The 16,861-nt window shown below is 48.0% G+C and carries 10 protein-coding genes; 9 read left to right on the top strand and 1 reads right to left on the bottom strand.

Annotation, left to right across the window (positions count from 1 at the left end; translation table 11 throughout):
• The first annotated feature begins 1,748 nt into the window (after positions 1 to 1,748).
• The 6 genes from F7D20_RS12320 to F7D20_RS12295 all read left to right on the top strand — a co-directional run bounded on the left by F7D20_RS12320 (position 1,749) and on the right by F7D20_RS12295 (position 12,743).
• Positions 1,749 to 2,105 carry a P-II family nitrogen regulator gene (locus tag F7D20_RS12320; RefSeq protein ID WP_158464303.1) on the top strand — a complete coding sequence of 119 codons (357 nt, stop codon included), beginning with the start codon at positions 1,749 to 1,751 and terminating at the stop codon, positions 2,103 to 2,105.
• Positions 2,106 to 2,314: 209 nt separating this feature from the next.
• Positions 2,315 to 3,577: an ammonium transporter gene (locus tag F7D20_RS12315; RefSeq protein WP_158464302.1), complete on the top strand. Its 1,263-nt coding sequence runs from the start codon at positions 2,315 to 2,317 to the stop codon at positions 3,575 to 3,577.
• A gap of 115 nt (positions 3,578 to 3,692) precedes the next feature.
• Positions 3,693 to 4,409: a hypothetical protein gene (locus tag F7D20_RS12310; protein ID WP_437182675.1), complete on the top strand. Its 717-nt coding sequence runs from the start codon at positions 3,693 to 3,695 to the stop codon at positions 4,407 to 4,409.
• A 357-nt stretch (positions 4,410 to 4,766) separates the two neighbouring features.
• Entirely contained in the window at positions 4,767 to 6,554 is a 1,788-nt protein-coding gene (gene asnB / locus F7D20_RS12305; RefSeq protein WP_158464301.1) for an asparagine synthase B, read from the top strand.
• A gap of 123 nt (positions 6,555 to 6,677) precedes the next feature.
• Positions 6,678 to 11,201, top strand: coding sequence for a glutamate synthase large subunit (gltB, locus tag F7D20_RS12300; RefSeq protein ID WP_158464300.1), 4,524 nt, complete (start codon positions 6,678 to 6,680; stop codon positions 11,199 to 11,201).
• 198 nt (positions 11,202 to 11,399) lie between these two features.
• Entirely contained in the window at positions 11,400 to 12,743 is a 1,344-nt protein-coding gene (locus F7D20_RS12295) for a glutamate synthase subunit beta (protein ID WP_158464299.1), read from the top strand.
• Positions 12,744 to 12,826: 83 nt separating this feature from the next.
• Here F7D20_RS12295 and F7D20_RS12290 read toward each other — a convergent pair whose 3' ends face one another.
• Positions 12,827 to 13,495 carry a thiamine diphosphokinase gene (locus F7D20_RS12290; RefSeq protein WP_158464298.1) on the bottom strand — a complete coding sequence of 223 codons (669 nt, stop codon included), beginning with the start codon at positions 13,493 to 13,495 and terminating at the stop codon, positions 12,827 to 12,829.
• Between the two features lie 524 nt (positions 13,496 to 14,019).
• Here F7D20_RS12290 and F7D20_RS12285 point away from each other — a divergent pair.
• Genes F7D20_RS12285 through F7D20_RS12275 form a run of 3 tightly spaced genes read left to right on the top strand, consistent with a single transcriptional unit; the run spans position 14,020 to position 16,723 of the window.
• Entirely contained in the window at positions 14,020 to 14,988 is a 969-nt protein-coding gene (locus F7D20_RS12285; protein WP_228114188.1) for an RHS repeat-associated core domain-containing protein, read from the top strand.
• Between the two features lie 16 nt (positions 14,989 to 15,004).
• Complete coding sequence (locus F7D20_RS12280; RefSeq protein WP_158464296.1) at positions 15,005 to 15,574, top strand: hypothetical protein; 570 nt, start codon at positions 15,005 to 15,007, stop codon at positions 15,572 to 15,574.
• Positions 15,575 to 15,577: 3 nt separating this feature from the next.
• Positions 15,578 to 16,723 (top strand): DUF4329 domain-containing protein, encoded by a 1,146-nt coding sequence (locus F7D20_RS12275; RefSeq protein ID WP_158464295.1) that lies wholly within the window; start codon positions 15,578 to 15,580, stop codon positions 16,721 to 16,723.
• Positions 16,724 to 16,861: the final 138 nt, after the last annotated feature.

Below are 16,861 nucleotides of genomic sequence, written 5' to 3'. Positions count from 1 at the left end.
TTTATATTTATATATATTTATATATATTCTTTATAGAGGAGAAAAAGTGTTTTGCTTTTTGAAAATGACAAAAATGACTTTGACAAAAATGACACACTTTCCCTCTTATGATGGCTTACATTTAATGGTTTTGTAACTGCTTGATTTTCAGTATAAATATTAAAAATATGGGCACTTTTTAGCACAAAGTCCGAACAAACTATTGCAAAAAGTTGCTTTTTGTTGTATCTTTGCATCGTCAACCAAAGGAAGTGTGACAAGAGCCTCTCAGGGGGCATCTATTACGACCAAGGTCGGTCACAATAGACGACAGGCGCCAGTCATCTATTAAGACCCAAAAAGAGCACTACTCCAAGGCCGACAGACGACATCGGGCAACCAACAAGACACCCGACACAAGGGCTGTAACAAATGCCCCAACTATTTCTTAAGATCCGCCTCTCCCGCAGACAAAGGCCCGGCCACCAGAATCGGGGAAACAACAGGACGGACACAACATATAAACCATCATTTAACTGTTATTTTTTAGTCATTAGTCATTTTCGCTTTTCTAAGTACAAGAACTTGAAACTATTTTGCTTGCAGTAGCCTCTTGTCATCATACAGAGACAGGACGATTACGACACAAACTGCGCTCGACGAGTTGCCTTTCGACACCACCACATCGAGAGTCTTAGTGGGTTTGCATCCATCTACACTCCTACCTTAATTTTCCTATCCCATTGTTGTTTTTCATTTTCCTGTGGCAAATATACTACTTTTTTCTTCAACTGTATACTTTTTGGGCATTTTTTTCGAAGAAATTTCGAAAAAGGAGTCAAGGAGTTAATTTGAGGAGTCAACTCCTTATTATATATATGCTCAACTTTCGCAAGTTCAGAAGTTAAAGAAGTGTACGGTTGAAATTACCCAATACGCCCTGAAAGGGCAGAAGCTCTTAGCCCAGGTTGTTATGGACACAAGCAGCACGCCCTGAAGGGGCAGAAGCTCTTAGCCCAGGTTGTTATGGACATAAGCAGCACGCCCTGAAAGGGCAGAAGCTCTTAGCCCAGGTTGTTATGGACATAAGCAGCACGCCCTGAAGGGGCAGAAGCTCTTAGCCCAGGGCAACGCCCTGGGTATAATGCCAATCTGCAAGGCGCCCTGTAAGGGCAAAAGCTTTGTAAATTGCCACGAGTTTTAAAGCTTTTGCCCTTACAGGGCGATAGGCTAACGCTACAAAATAACCCAGGGCGTTGCCCTGGGCTAAGAGCTTCTGCCCCTTCAGGGCGTGCTGCTTCTAAGAGTTTTTCCACCTTTTGGGTAGGGCGTGCTGCTTCTAAGAGTTTTTCCCTTTTTGGGTAGGGCGTGCTGCTTCTAAGAGTTTTTCCACCTTTTGGGTAGGGCATGCTGCTTCTAAGAGTTTTTCCCTTTTTGGGGCGTTTCAACCGTACAGCTCGAATAAATTCAATATTATCTTCTCCATCCCTATTTCTACCTCACCAAAAGAAGCCTATAACGAGAAAAAGACGAAAAATATCAAAATAAAACTAAAGCACACAGTTTTACTTTCACTTTGCTAACTATAATAAGCAAAATAGTTTATTATTGAAAGCAAACGAAAAATACTATAACAAAAAGTAAGTTATTATCATTAAATAACTATCAAAATGTTGTAATTTTGCAGTCGTAAACATACATATTGTTATCGTTTCATAAAAGAAATAGAACAAATAGTTACAAATCTATAATAATAGGAGAGATTAGTTATGAAAAAGATTGAAGCAATCATCCGTAAGACCAAGTTCGAGGATGTGAAGGAAGCATTGCTTGCAGCCGACATCGAGTGGTTCTCTTACTACGATGTACGTGGCGAGGGTAAAATGCGACAGGCACGCATCTATCGTGGTGTGATGTACGACACGAGCAGTATCGAGCGCGTGCTGATGAATATCGTTGTACGCGACAAGAACGTAGAGAAAACTATCAATGCCATCCAGGAGGCAGCCCGCACAGGCGAGATTGGTGATGGTCGTATCTTTGTCATCCCTGTAGAGGACACTATCCGTATCCGTACAGGCGAGCGAGGCGACATCGCCCTCTATAATGCCGAGCAGGAGAAATAATGATTAATGTATAAAGTTTAATGCTTAGTGTTTACTTGTAAGGACTACATTTCAAGCAAAGGATAAAAGTTCTAACAAAGGACAGACACAGACACTTCAAACGGAGACAGGGCATTAAACGTTTTCTTAAAGTTTTTAATTAATCTTGTGTAGTGAGGACACAAGCCTGACAAGACAACAGTCACTACACACTAAACAGTAAAAAGATTATGAGTGTACAGGATTTAGGAATTTCATTAGATACCGTGTGGATGCTGTTGGCAGCCATGTTGGTCTTTTTCATGCAGCCGGGCTTTGCCCTCTGCGAGGCGGGCTTCACCCGTAGTAAAAACACCGCGAACATCTTGTTCAAGAACTTCGTCGACTTCATGGTCGGTTCCGTTCTTTTCTGGTTCGTAGGTTTCGGATTTATGTTTGGCAGCGACGGCGCCGGATTCATCGGCATGCCTAACTTTGGCGACCTTTCTTTCTACAAGCATGCAGCTGGTCTTCCTACAGAAGGCTTCCTGATGTTCCAGACCGTATTCTGCGCCACCAGCGCCACCATCGTGTCAGGAGCTATGGCAGAACGTACCAAGTTCTCCATGTACTGCATTTATTCATTCTTCATCTCATTGATTATCTACCCTGTCGAGGGTCACTGGACATGGGGTGGCGGCTGGCTTTGCAACGCTGACGCAGGCTCATTCATGATGAACACCTTTGGTGCTGCCTTCCACGACTTCGCAGGTTCTGCCATTGTTCACAGTGTAGGTGGTGTATTGGCATTGGTAGGTGCTATCTGCCTGGGTCCTCGTCTGGGCAAGTATCGCAACGGCAAGAGCACTGCCATCCCTGGTCACAACCTCATGGCTGCAGCTCTCGGTGTATTCATCCTCTGGTTCGGATGGTTCGGATTCAACCCGGGTTCTCAGCTCGCTGCTTCTGGCGAAGTAAACCGCGTAGCCATCAGCCACGTGTTCCTGACAACCAACCTCGCAGCTGTATGCGGTGGTCTTGGAACCATGTTCACCTCTTGGATCAAGTATGGCAAGCCTTCATTCTCACTGACTCTGAACGGTATCTTGGCAGGTTTGGTAGCCATCACTGCAGGTTGCGACTTGGTTAGCCCATTGGGTGCAGCCATCATCGGTCTCTTGGCAGGTATCATCCTTGTGTTCTCTATCGAGTTCATCGACGTGAAGCTCCACATCGACGACCCTGTAGGTGCAAGCTCAGTACACGGTGTATGCGGTATCTTCGGTACCGTGATGACAGGTCTCTTCGCCCTCGACGGCGGCGCCTTCTACGGCGGTGGCTTCGGATTCTTCGGTGCACAGTGCTTCGGTATCATCATCATCGACATTTGGGCTGCCGTAACAGGTATCATCCTCTTCTGGGGCATCAAGAAGATTGCCGGTCTGCGTGTTGACAAGCGAATCGAGGAAGAAGGTCTCGATATCTACGAGCACGGTGAGAGCTGCTACAACTAATCTGTGGCAACTGGAGTATACGAGAAAAAAATAAAGATTGGGCAGCTGCTGCAATCAACAGAAGATGAGCAGCTGCCACAACCTTAGGAAACTGAGTATTAACACTAAAAAAAGAATGAGTATGAAAAGTTTGAAGAAGATTGGATTGTTGGCACTCACATTGGCAGCATGCGCCACGGGTGCCCAGGCACAGGATAAGATCGAGGCAAATGTAGCTGCCGATGTTGTAAGCCAGTACATCTGGCGTGGTCAGGAATTAGGACAGGTGTCATTGCAGCCTACACTCGGACTGAGCTGGAAAGGTCTCTCGCTCACAGCATGGGGAAGCGTAGGACTCTCCAAATGGGAAGACACCAAGGAGTTCGACCTCACCCTGGCTTATCAGACAGGCGGTTTCCACATCGGTGTGACAGACTATTATTTCGACACAGAGGGCGAACGCTACTTCCTCTACGATGCCCACAAGACAGCCCATACATTCGAGGCCAACGTGGGTTATGACTTCGGTCCTGTAGCACTCAACTGGTACACCAACTTTGCAGGTCATGACGGACTGAACAAAGACGGCGACCGCGCTTATTCTTCTTATGTAGAAGCCACAGTACCATTCCGCCTCGCAGGTCTTGACTGGCAGGGCACTTTAGGTGCTGTACCTTATGCCACAGACTATTATGCCGACGCCTCTGGCTTCGCTGTGACCAACGTAGCAGTAAAGGCAACCAAGGACTTGAAAATCACCGACAGTTTCTCGGTTCCTGTCTTTGCTCAGGTGGCAGCCAACCCAAGTTCGCAGAAGGCTTACTTCGTGGTAGGCTTCACTCTCCAGCCATAATGAAAAACGCATATTGGGTTTTTAAGTTATTTCTTGATTAAATCACAAAGCCTTCACACTTTTGAAGGCAATGGCAAAGATGCCGATAGTTCCCCCCGAACTGTCGGCATCTGTTTTTTAAAGCACTTTGATTTTCCTCTTATTTTTCAAACAAACTTTCAAATTGTAATGTTTAAACTATAGAATACTTACAATATGAAAGCAATACAATAATAATAGCTTCAAGATTAAAACAAAGCATACAAAACTAACACAAATTGTAAGCAAACCTTTCCTTATTATATCAAATTGTAGTAATTTTGCACCCAATACTTAGCAAAGTGTTATAAATAACCGTAAAAGAAAGGAAAAGCTATTATGTGTGGAATCGTATCTATCTTCAACATTCAGGAGCAAACTCCCGAACTGCGACAGCAAGCACTGCGCATGAGTCAGAAAATCCGCCATCGCGGACCAGACTGGAGCGGCATCTACTGCGGCGGTTCAGCCATCCTGGCTCATGAGCGCCTGAGTATCGTAGACCCAGAAAGCGGTCGACAGCCCCTCTTCTCACCCGACAAGAAACAAGTACTTGCCGTAAACGGCGAGATTTACAATCATCAGGACATCCGCTCACGGTTTGCCGGACACTATCAATATCAGACAGGCAGCGACTGCGAGGTCATCCTGTCGCTCTATCGCGAGATGCGCGCCGACACCGACTTCGCCACACTGATCTATCAGGGAGAGGATGCCGTACACGCACGCATCTGCCAGATGCTTGAAGAGCTGAACGGCATCTTTGCCTTCGCCCTCTACGACGCAGAGCACGACGAATTTCTGATTGCACGCGACCCCATCGGCGTGATTCCACTCTATATCGGCTACGACAACGACGGCAAGGTGATGGTGGCTTCCGAACTCAAGGCACTCGAAGGACAATGCGACCACTACGAGCCTTTCCTCCCAGGACATTATTACTACAGCAAGACTCCAGGCATGAAGCGCTACTACACACGCGACTGGTTTGAGTATGCTGCCATGCAAAAGAAATACAACATCGACGACAGCAAGAAAGCTGCCGAACAGTTGGAAGAGGCTGCACCACAGGAGCAGGCTGCCGTCGACCAGATACACGACGCACTTGAGGCTTCGGTGAAGCGACAACTGATGAGCGACGTGCCCTACGGAGTGCTGCTCAGCGGCGGACTCGACTCTTCGGTCATCTCGGCCGTTGCCGAGAAATTCTCTGCCATACGTGTAGAGAACGGAGGCGAGACACAAGCCTACTGGCCACGGTTGCACTCCTTCGCCGTAGGACTGAAGGGAGCCCCCGACCTGGCTAAAGCCCGATTGGTGGCAGAGCACATCGGAACCGTGCATCACGAAATCAACTACACCATACAGGAAGGACTCGATGCCATCCGCGACGTCATCTACTTCATCGAGACTTACGACGTCACCACCGTGCGCGCCTCTACACCTATGTATCTGCTGGCACGCGTCATCCGCAGCATGGGCATCAAGATGGTGCTTTCGGGCGAGGGAGCCGACGAGGTGTTTGGCGGCTATCTCTACTTCCACAAAGCACCCGACGCCAAGGCCTTCCACGAGGAAACCGTCCGCAAGCTCGGCAAACTCTATCTCTACGACTGTCTGAGAGCCAACAAGAGTCTGGCTGCCTGGGGCATCGAGGGCCGTGTGCCCTTCCTCGACAAGGAGTTCCTCGACGTGGCCATGGGCATGAGCCCCGTGCTGAAGATGTGTCCCGACAAGACCATCGAGAAGAAAGTAGTACGCGAGGCCTTTGCCGACTTGTTGCCCGAAGAGGTGGCATGGCGACAGAAAGAGCAGTTCTCCGACGGTGTGGGCTATTCGTGGATAGACACGCTGAAACAGATCACCGCCTCGGCAGTAAGCGACGAGCAGATGGCTCATGCCGCCGAGCGATTCCCCATCAACCCTCCACAGAACAAGGAGGAATACTACTATCGCTCTATCTTCGCCGAGCATTTCCCCAGCGACAGCGCTGCCCGCAGCGTGCCAAGCGTGCCCAGTGTGGCTTGCTCTACCGCCGAGGCTCTGGCATGGGACGCCTCATTCAAGAACCAGAACGACCCCAGCGGCCGAGCTGTAGCCGGAGTGCACGAACAGGCGTATAAATAAGTGAAGAGTGAAGAATGAAGAATTCAAATGCTCAATGGCATAAGCCTGATTCATCATTCAATCACTTGACTTTCAATATTTAACATTGTATAGAATAACCGATAAATATAAAACGAACAAGAAATGGAAAAAGGATTGTACAGTTCAACCTATGAGCACGATGCGTGTGGCGTAGGAATGGTGGTTAACATCCACGGCAACAAGAGCCATGAGCTGGTAGACAATGCCCTGAAGGTACTCGAGAACATGCGCCATCGTGGCGCTGAGGGTGCCGACAACAAGACGGGCGACGGTGCCGGTATCATGCTCCAGATTCCGCACGAGTTTATTCTTCTTCAAGGTATTCCTGTGCCCGAGAAAGGCAAATATGGCACAGGCCTCATCTTCCTGCCTAAAGACGAAAAGAAACAGCAGGACATCCTCTCCATCATGATCGAGGAGATAGAGCGCGAGGGACTTCAGCTCATGCACCTGCGCAACGTGCCTACCAACCCAGAGTGTCTGGGAGAGGCCGCACTGAGCAATGAACCCGCCATCAAACAAGTGTTCATCACAGGCGTCACCGACGACAAGGTGCCTGTCTTCGAGCGAATCCTCTACCTCGTACGCAAACGCATCGAGAAGCGCATCAGCGACCCCGACTTCTACATCTGTTCGTTGTCCAATTCGAACATCGTTTACAAGGGCATGCTGAGCAGCCTGCAGTTGCGCCAGTATTATCCCGACCTCACCAATAATTACTTTACCAGCGGTCTGGCTCTCGTCCATTCACGCTTCTCTACCAACACCTTCCCAACATGGAGCCTGGCTCAGCCTTTCCGTCTGCTCTGCCACAACGGTGAGATCAACACCATACGAGGCAACCGCGGCTGGATGAAGGCACGCGAGAGTGTGCTCAGCAGCGAGGCTCTGGGCGACATTCGCGAAATCTCGCCTATCGTACAGCCTGGCATGAGCGACTCTGCCAGCCTCGACAACGTATTCGAGTTCTTCGTGATGAGCGGTTTGTCGCTGCCTCACGCCATGGCTGTCATGGTACCAGAGAGCTTCAACGACAAGAATCCTATCTCTGAAGACCTCAAGGCCTTCTACGAGTATCACTCTATCCTGATGGAGCCTTGGGACGGACCTGCCGCTCTGCTCTTCAGCGACGGACGATATGCCGGCGGTATGCTCGACAGAAACGGTCTTCGTCCTGCCCGCTACACCATCACCAAGAACGACATGATGGTAGTGGCCTCCGAGGTGGGCGTCATGGACTTCGATCCTTCCGAGGTGGCAGAGAAAGGTCGTCTGCAGCCTGGTAAGATCCTTCTCATCGACACACAGGAAGGCAAGATATACTACGATGGCGAAATCAAGGAGCGTCTGGCTGCCCAGCATCCTTACCGCCAGTGGCTCAACACCAACCGCATCGAGTTGGAGAAACTCCGCAGCGGCCGCAAGGTGGAGAACGCCATAGAGAACCTCACCCGCAAGGAACTGGAGTTCGGCTTCGGCGAGGAAGACATCGACGGAACCATCATCCCGATGGCCACCAAGGGCCAGGAGCCTACAGCCTCTATGGGTAACGACACGCCACTGGCTGTGCTCTCCGACCAGCCACAAATATTCTTCAACTACTTCCGTCAGCAGTTTGCACAGGTCACCAACCCTGCCATCGACTCCATCCGCGAGAACCTCGTGATGAGTCTCACCGAGTACATCGGCCGTGTGGGTTCAGGCATCCTGAATCCCGACGAGAGCAACTGCAAGATGGTTCGCCTGCCACATCCAATCCTGACCAACACCCAGCTCGACATTCTGCAGAACATACGCTACAAGGGCTTCAACACCGTCAAGCTCCACATGGTGTTCGAGACTGCCAAGGGCGAGGAAGGTCTTCACGAGGCTCTCGACGAGCTGTGCAAGCAGGCAGCCCAGAGTGTTGATGACGGTTACAACTACATCATCCTGAGCGACCGCGATGTCGACGCCACTCATGCAGCCATCCCATCATTGCTCGCCGTGAGCGCCGTACACCACTATCTCATCGACGCTGGCAAGCGCGTACAGACAGCCCTCATCGTAGAGAGCGGTGAGATTCGCGAGGTGATGCACGCCGCACTGCTTCTGGGCTATGGTGCATCAGCACTCTGCCCTTACCTCACCTACGCCATCCTCGACGACCTGGTAAAGAAGAGCAAGATACAGGAAGACTATCACACAGCCGAACAGAACTACATCAAGGCTGTGAAGAAAGGCCTGTTCAAGATCATGGCCAAGATGGGAATCTCCACCATCCGCAGCTATCGCGGAGCCAAGATCTTCGAGAGCATCGGTCTGAGCGAGAGTCTGCTGAAGAACTATTTCGGCACCGAGGTAAGCACCATCGGCGGTATAGGTCTTGAGACAATCGCCCGCGACGCCATCCTGCTGCACGACAAGGCCTTCGCCACAAAGAAGCTCGACTTCCTGCCCAGCATGGGACAGTTCCACTATCGCAAGGACGGCATCAAGCATGCCTGGAATCCTGAGACTATAGCCACTCTGCAGCTTGCCACCCGCAAGGGCGACTACCAGCTGTTCAAGAAATACACTCATCTTGTCGACAACAAGCAGGAGCCTATCTTCATCCGCGACTTCTTCGCCTTCCGCAAGAATCCTATCTCTATCGACAAGGTAGAGCCTGTAGAGGAAATCGTGAAGCACTTCGTCACCGGAGCCATGAGCTTCGGAGCCCTCTCAAAGGAAGCCCACGAGGCTATGGCTCTGGCCATGAACGCCCTCGGTGCACGCAGCAACACGGGTGAGGGAGGCGAGGACAACGAGCGATTCCATTCTACTCAGGATGGCATCAGCCTCTCCAGCAAAACCAAGCAGGTGGCTTCGGGACGTTTCGGCGTGACAACCGAATACCTCGTCAATGCCGAGGAAATACAGATCAAGGTGGCACAGGGTGCCAAGCCTGGTGAGGGCGGACAGTTGCCTGGCTTTAAGGTCAACGAGGTCATCGCCAAGACACGTCACTCCATTCCTGGCATCAGCCTCATCTCGCCACCACCTCATCACGACATCTACAGTATTGAGGACCTGGCTCAGCTCATCTTCGACCTGAAGAACGTGAACCCACGCGCAGCCATCTCTGTAAAACTCGTTGCCGAGAGCGGCGTAGGAACCATTGCTGCCGGTGTGGCAAAGGCTAAGGCCGACCTCATCGTCATCTCCGGAGCCGAGGGTGGAACGGGTGCAAGCCCTGCTTCCAGCATGCGATTTGCCGGTATCTCGCCAGAGATAGGTCTCTCTGAGACACAGCAGACATTGGTGAAGAACGGTCTTCGCGGACAGGTTCGCCTGCAGGTAGACGGCCAGCTGAAGAGCGGACGCGACATCATTCTCATGGCTCTGCTCGGCGCCGAGGAGTACAGCTTCGGTACTGCTGCACTCATCGTCCTGGGTTGTGTCATGATGCGCAAATGTAATCTCAACACCTGTCCTATGGGTGTTGCCACACAGGATCCTAAGCTGCGCGCCCACTTCCGCGGCAGCTACAAATACCTCATCAACTACTTCCGCTTCCTCGCCGAGGAGGTGCGCGAGTACTTGGCTGAGATGGGTTACACCTCACTCAACGACATCATCGGTCATACCGAACTCATCGTTCGCAAGAGCGACGAGGAAGTGGTTCCTGCCGAAGGAAGCGAAGCCGTAGACAGCGCTACCGCAAAGTTTATCGAGCAGAAAGCCGACCTTCTCGACTTCTCTCGCCTGTTGCATCGCGAGGCGGGTCATGGCTCACTCTATCACACCACCGAACAGATACACGATCTTGCCAACGTGCTCGACCAGCAGCTCGTTCGCGGCGCACAGAAAGCCATCGAGAAGCAAGAGGAAGTCAACCTCGACTTTGCCATCAAGAATACCGACCGTGCTGCCGGAGCAATGCTCAGTGGCGCTATCGCTGCCAAGTACGGCGAGGCTGGTCTGCCTGACAAGACAGTGAATGTGAAGTTCAAGGGCTCTGCCGGTCAGAGCTTCGGAGCCTTCCTTGTCAAGGGTGTCGACTTCAAGTTGGAAGGCGAGACCAACGACTATTTCGCCAAGGGACTGTCAGGAGGCCGTATTTCCATCCTGCCTCCTATCCGCAGCAACTTCTCTGCCGAAGACAACATCATCGCCGGCAATACCGGACTCTATGGAGCCACATCGGGCGAGCTGTATATCAACGGTAAGGTAGGCGAACGCTTCGGTGTGCGCAACTCTGGTGCCATCGCTGTCATCGAGGGTGCTGGCGACCACTGTTGCGAGTACATGACAGGCGGACGCGTGGTAGTGCTCGGCGAGACGGGCCGCAACTTTGCCGCAGGTATGAGTGGCGGTGTGGCCTACGTATGGGACAAGAACCACAACTTCGACTACTTCTGCAACATGGACATGGTGGAAATCAACCTCGTCGAGGACAGCACCTATCGCAAGGAGCTGCACGAACTCATCCGCCAGCATTATCTCTATACAGGCAGTAAGCTCGCCCGCACCATGCTCGACGACTGGAACCACTATGTGGAAGACTTCATCCAGGTAGTGCCTATCGAGTATAAGCGTGTGCTGCAGGAAGAGCAGGTAAAGAAGCTGCAGCAGAAGATTGCAGATATGCAGCGAGACTATTAATAAAGGTAAAAAGGAAAAAGGGTAAAAAGGTAAAAAGAGCCTTAGCCCCCTTTTCCTTTGCCTTGAATTCGGCAAAATGTCGAGTAATAAATAAATTAATAATAAAGGTAACATTAGGTTTAAGTAAATGGCAGCAAGTAGCAAGCAAGAATGTCTTTTTACCTTTTTACCTTTTTACCCTTTTACTTTTAAAAGAAGATGGGAAATCCAAAAGCATTTTTGACTATACCCCGCAAGGAAGCAGGCTATAGACCAATACACGATAGAATCCTCGACTTCAGCGAGGTAGAACAAACATTAAACAGCAACGACCGCCGACAGCAGGCTTCGCGCTGCATGGATTGCGGTGTGCCCTTCTGTCACTGGGCTTGTCCGTTGGGCAACAAGGCTCCTGAGTGGAACGACGCCCTCTACAAGGGTGACTGGGAACTGGCTTACCGCCTGCTCAACTCCACCAACGACTTTCCTGAGTTCACAGGCCGCATCTGTCCTGCTCTCTGCGAGAAAGCCTGTATCCTCAACCTCATGGACCACGAGCCTACCACCAACCGTGAAGACGAGTGCGCCATCGTTGAGCACGCTTTCTCTGAAGACTATGTACACGTAGAAATACCAGAACGCAACGGCAAGACCATTGCCGTCATCGGTGCAGGACCTGCCGGACTTGTCGCTGCCAACCAGCTCAACCATAAAGGCTATAAGGTGACAGTCTTCGAGGCTCGCGAGAACGCTGGTGGCTTGCTGCGTTACGGCATTCCTAACTTCAAGCTCAACAAGAGCATCATCGACCGCCGTCTGCATCTTCTCGAGGAAGAAGGCATCGAGTTCAAATACAATCAGCACATCGACGTCAACAAACTGCCCGAAGGCTTCGATGCCTATGTGGTTTCCACTGGTACGCCTACTGCACGCGACCTCAAGATTCCTGGACGCGAGCTCAAGGGAGTTTACTTCGCTCTCGAACTGCTCTCTCAGCAGAACCGCATCCTCGCAGGCATGGAGTTCGGAAAGGACGAGCTCGTCAACTGCAAAGGCAAGGACGTTCTTGTCATCGGTGGTGGCGATACGGGCAGCGACTGCATCGGAACTGCTCATCGACAGGGTTGCAAGAGCGTGACACAGATAGAAATCATGCCTAAGCCTGTAGAAGGTCCTGAAGATCCTAAGAATCCATGGCCAAACTGGCCTCGCACTCTCAAGACTACATCCAGTCATGAGGAAGGCTGCACCCGCCGCTGGAACATCAACTCACTCGAGTTCCTGGGCAAGAACGGCAAACTGACAGGTGTCAAAGTACAACAGATAGACTGGAAACCAAATCCTGAAGGCGGTCGTCCGCTGATGGTAGAAGCAGGAAAGCCCGAGATTATCAAGGCCGAAGCTGTGTTCCTTGCCATGGGATTCCTGAAGCCACAGCAGCCTGAGTTTGCCGACAATGTGTTTGTAGCTGGCGATGCTGCCAATGGTGCAAGCCTTGTCGTAAGAGCCATGGCAAGCGGTCGAAAGATTGCTGCCCAGGTAGATAAATATCTGAACAAATAATATCGGTTATTTTTAACTATAAGTAGCGGGGAGACGGACCTTGAGATGAGGTTTGCCTCCCCTTTTTCGTTCCAGTACTCTGCTTATGGTTTTGGAACTTTGGCATCGAAGGTGAAAAACATCAGATAGTCGCCATCGCCATCCATCACCACCTCGTTGTCCAAAGCCTCGTTGAGTCCGCCCTGCCACCATTCCTTATAGGGATAAGGCTTCCATTTGAGTCCCTCGGCAGAAAGCCTCGTACAGCCAAAGTTGAAGATACTCACCTGTTGCCGCGCAAAGGTCTCGAAAGACTGAAGCCCTGAAGCTGGAACAAAATATCCGGTGTCGGTAATCATCGTCACGTCGAGCCCCCACTCTCGCATATATCGCATAATCAGCGAGATGTTGCAGAGCGTATGGTCTTCTCGCTTGCCCGTGCATCCCAAGTAGGCAATGCGCCTCATTCCTTGCTTCATACAAAATCGCGTGGCCTTCGTCTGATCATTGTCATCCTGTTCGTCCACCAAATGCACCAAGTCGGCATAGCGTCTCATGAAGTCATCAGGCAGCGAATCGCCATCTCCCACAATAGCATCAGGTGTCCCGCCATGCAGAATGTAATGCATACCTGCACCATCGCAGCACACCAGATATTTGGCATGCTGCAGTATCGACAGCGCCACAGCATGAGAGGGATAATCTCCATCGCATAGGACCACAGCATCGAAACTGGAAACTGCAGTAACAAGAGGCAATTTATCTTTCTTCATTTTCCGATTCTTTTTAATTTCTATGACACAAGTCTTATGTTTCTGTAGCACAAGTCTTATGTTTCCTGTTACACATTTTTTTATTCAGTTGAAGTATTTTTGATTTCAGTGGCAAAAGTACAATTTTTCCTCATAAACAAACATGCCTGTCCCACGTTTTTCAGCCATTTTTTCTATATTTTCTATATTTGTGCCACTTGGCGCAGTGGCGCAAGTGGCGCAAAATGGCCGGTCGTTCATCTCAAGGATGTGTTCAGATAAGATTTCTCCTGCATTAAGCGACCGTTTCTTTGGATTGCAAGGATGATAACACATGTATAGCATTTGTAACTATCAGTTCTCCATATGGGTGCTAAGTAGGAGCCAACAACAGCAGTCATATAGTTTAATCTTTCTTAAAAAACTCATGTCTCAATAACAACGTCCCTACATTTCTGCTATATTTGCGCTAAAATAATAATAAAACCTACCGAACGCCTATGCGACACTTCTTATGTCATCAGGAAACTTATGGTCCTACCACCATGCTGAGCAATGGTCGCTATGTTCTTCTGAACCAAGACAGTACGCTGACATGGTGCAGCGTGGAGAAAGACCACTTGGGAAGCAACCGTGTGGTGAGAGAGGAAACATCAGGGATTAATAGGTTGCAGATAAATCACTATTATCCCTTTGGCAACACTTTCGGTGAGTACAACCATTGCGATGAGAACACAGACCTACAGCGCTACAAGTTCAATGGCAAGGAGTTGGACCTCGTGCATGGTCTGCGCCTCTACGACTATGGAGCAAGAATGTATGACCAAATACTTGGCTGTTGGACAAGTGTGGACCCAATGGCTGAGAAATATTATCATATCAGCCCGTATGTGTTCTGTGCTGATAATCCGGTAAACATTATTGATCCTGACGGAAAAGTATTACAAATAGATGGTGACTGGAGAACAAGGATGACTATATTGAAGGAATTACAACGATTGACAAATGACAATTTACATATCGACAAACAAGGATATGTAACTTTGTATGGTAATAAAAGATGGGATAATAGACATAAAAAACTTACTTTAGGAACTAATTTAGTTCGTGACATAATTTCACACAAAGGAAAAATGACAATTCATCTCTCTAATGATGAAAATCAAGAATATCCTAATCGTAACTCCTCGATACCTGGTAGTGATGTCTATTTTAATCCTATAAGGCGCACACAAGTAACCGTTGCTGACAAAAATGGAAATGCTTCATCTTTTAACAATATGCCGTTTTTGGCTTTAGGACATGAAATGATACATGGATTTAGAGACATGAATGGAGTATCTGTAGATATCAAAATTAAACAAATTTACGCAAATCGAAATTATTTAGGAGTTATGTATAAAAAGTGTGCTCCTGTAGAAGAACTTGTAACAACAGGAATTATAGGAAACTATAAATATACAGATAACAAGTTACGTAAAGAACATGGTTATGCAATAAGACTTTTTTATTAACAATAATATCAAAAGTATGCAAAAGATAACACTATTTTTTCTTTTATTCTTTTTTGCAAGTTGCCAAATGAATAAAAAGGCTGGAACGAATCCATTGTCAACAGATGCCGTTTCTACTGATATGTCTTGTGAGATGTTCTATTTTATCGTGCAAAGAAAGGTTTATCAAGTTACATATAATGGGAAAGACTCTATACGAACCCTTTGTGGTAGTGCCAAATATGATATGTTTAATTTGATAGACAAAAGAAAACTAACATCTACTACGATAAATTTTGATACGATATTCTTGGATCGTTCTAAAAAGTTAACGGATAGTCAAATCTTACAATTAAACAAATGTGTATCCCGTGTAAAGACATTAGGCAAAGTTCCTAAACCAGGGGTTGACATTAAAGATGGTTGGTATGTTTACTTATCTGTAGGAAAACTTGCCATTTATGAGTTTAAGTTTAATCTGGAAAGAACTCAAGAACTTAAGGACATATATGAGCTCTTTGTGATATTGAGGAAATATTCACCGATAGAATTCGACACAAACTGCAATGGCTATGTAATGGAAAATGGATATGAATACTTAGGGTAGGAAATGAAGTATAATTACTATGACAGTAACAAAATAGTCATTCATGGCAAAGCTGTTCCTGGTCAGACTTTGGCTTGGGGAGAAACAAAGATGTTAACTGCCGACAAGATACAGTCGGTCAACACGACCGACTACTGGGGCAACGTGCTCTATGAGAACGGTCGTCCTACCACCGTGCTGAGCAATGGTCGCTATGTTCTTTTGAACCAGGACAGTACGCTGACTTGGTGCTGCGTGGAGAAAGACCACTTGGGAAGCAGCCGTGTGGTGATGGAGGAAACATCAGGGATTAATAGGTTGCAGATAAATCACTATTATCCCTTTGGCAACACTTTCGGTGAGTACAACCATTGCGATGAGAACACAGACCTACAGCGCTACAAGTTCAATGGCAAGGAGTTGGACCTCGTACATGGTCTGCGCCTCTACGACTACGGCGCAAGAATGTATGACCAAATACTTGGCTGTTGGACAAGTGTGGACCCAATGACTGAGAAATATTATCATATCAGCCCGTATGTGTTCTGTTTGGACAATCCTGTACGAATGGTGGATAGAGATGGAAAGGATCCATGGGATTTTTTCCCAACAGCAGATGCAGCAGCCATTGACTTCGGATATTTCTATAATGATAATTCTATACGAGAAGACAGAGAATATTTTTCTAACATATTTCGGGTTCGTAATGCACAAGGAAAAATAGGCTATACTTATAATGTTGCTTCTATAGGAAAACCTCATGAAATATTGAGTTCTTCTTCTATTGGCTTTGAATTGGAAGCAACAATACATACGCATGGAGCATATGATGTAAATTATATAGGAAATAACTTTTCTGGAGTTTCCATGAAACGTGGCGATAGATATATACCATTTGATGATTTACGAAAGTCCAATAAACAAGACCTTAAAAATGCAAATGCGAATAAGATGAATATTTATTTAGTTACGCCAAATGGCTCTTTATTAAAATACATATACAATAAAGGCAAAATAATTACTTTAAGTACAGATATGCCAAGTGACAAAAATGATCCAACAGCATTGAACTATAGATATAGTAGTATAGAAACTCATCCTATAAACATGGAGAAACTATTATACTATTTCAAAAAAATGTTACGATTAAATCCCAAGACTTATGAATAGAACAAAACTGATAAAATTTATATGTTTAATAATAGGAATAGCGATAGGAGTGTTGGCGTCATTATATTTCTACTATAAAGAGCGAGACCCTCATAACCAATATTTCAAACCAGTAAGTGCCAAGGAATACGAAGAATC

Origin of the sequence: Segatella copri, from assembly GCF_009495355.1 — a bacterium.
In the GTDB taxonomy this organism is placed as follows: Bacteria; Bacteroidota; Bacteroidia; order Bacteroidales; family Bacteroidaceae; genus Prevotella.
This window is presented reverse-complemented; position numbering and strand designations above follow the sequence as displayed.

What these genes read in the sequence shown, in the direction of transcription:
- F7D20_RS12320 (WP_158464303.1), top strand. Translation starts at nt 1,749, where the DNA reads ATGAAAAAGATTGAAGCAATCATCCGTAAGACCAAGTTCGAGGATGTG.
- F7D20_RS12315 (WP_158464302.1), top strand. Translation starts at nt 2,315, where the DNA reads ATGAGTGTACAGGATTTAGGAATTTCATTAGATACCGTGTGGATGCTG.
- F7D20_RS12310 (WP_437182675.1), top strand. Translation starts at nt 3,693, where the DNA reads ATGAGTATGAAAAGTTTGAAGAAGATTGGATTGTTGGCACTCACATTG.
- asnB (WP_158464301.1), top strand. Translation starts at nt 4,767, where the DNA reads ATGTGTGGAATCGTATCTATCTTCAACATTCAGGAGCAAACTCCCGAA.
- gltB (WP_158464300.1), top strand. Translation starts at nt 6,678, where the DNA reads ATGGAAAAAGGATTGTACAGTTCAACCTATGAGCACGATGCGTGTGGC.
- F7D20_RS12295 (WP_158464299.1), top strand. Translation starts at nt 11,400, where the DNA reads ATGGGAAATCCAAAAGCATTTTTGACTATACCCCGCAAGGAAGCAGGC.
- F7D20_RS12290 (WP_158464298.1), bottom strand. Translation starts at nt 13,495, where the DNA reads ATGAAGAAAGATAAATTGCCTCTTGTTACTGCAGTTTCCAGTTTCGAT.
- F7D20_RS12285 (WP_228114188.1), top strand. Translation starts at nt 14,020, where the DNA reads ATGCTGAGCAATGGTCGCTATGTTCTTCTGAACCAAGACAGTACGCTG.
- F7D20_RS12280 (WP_158464296.1), top strand. Translation starts at nt 15,005, where the DNA reads ATGCAAAAGATAACACTATTTTTTCTTTTATTCTTTTTTGCAAGTTGC.
- F7D20_RS12275 (WP_158464295.1), top strand. Translation starts at nt 15,578, where the DNA reads ATGAAGTATAATTACTATGACAGTAACAAAATAGTCATTCATGGCAAA.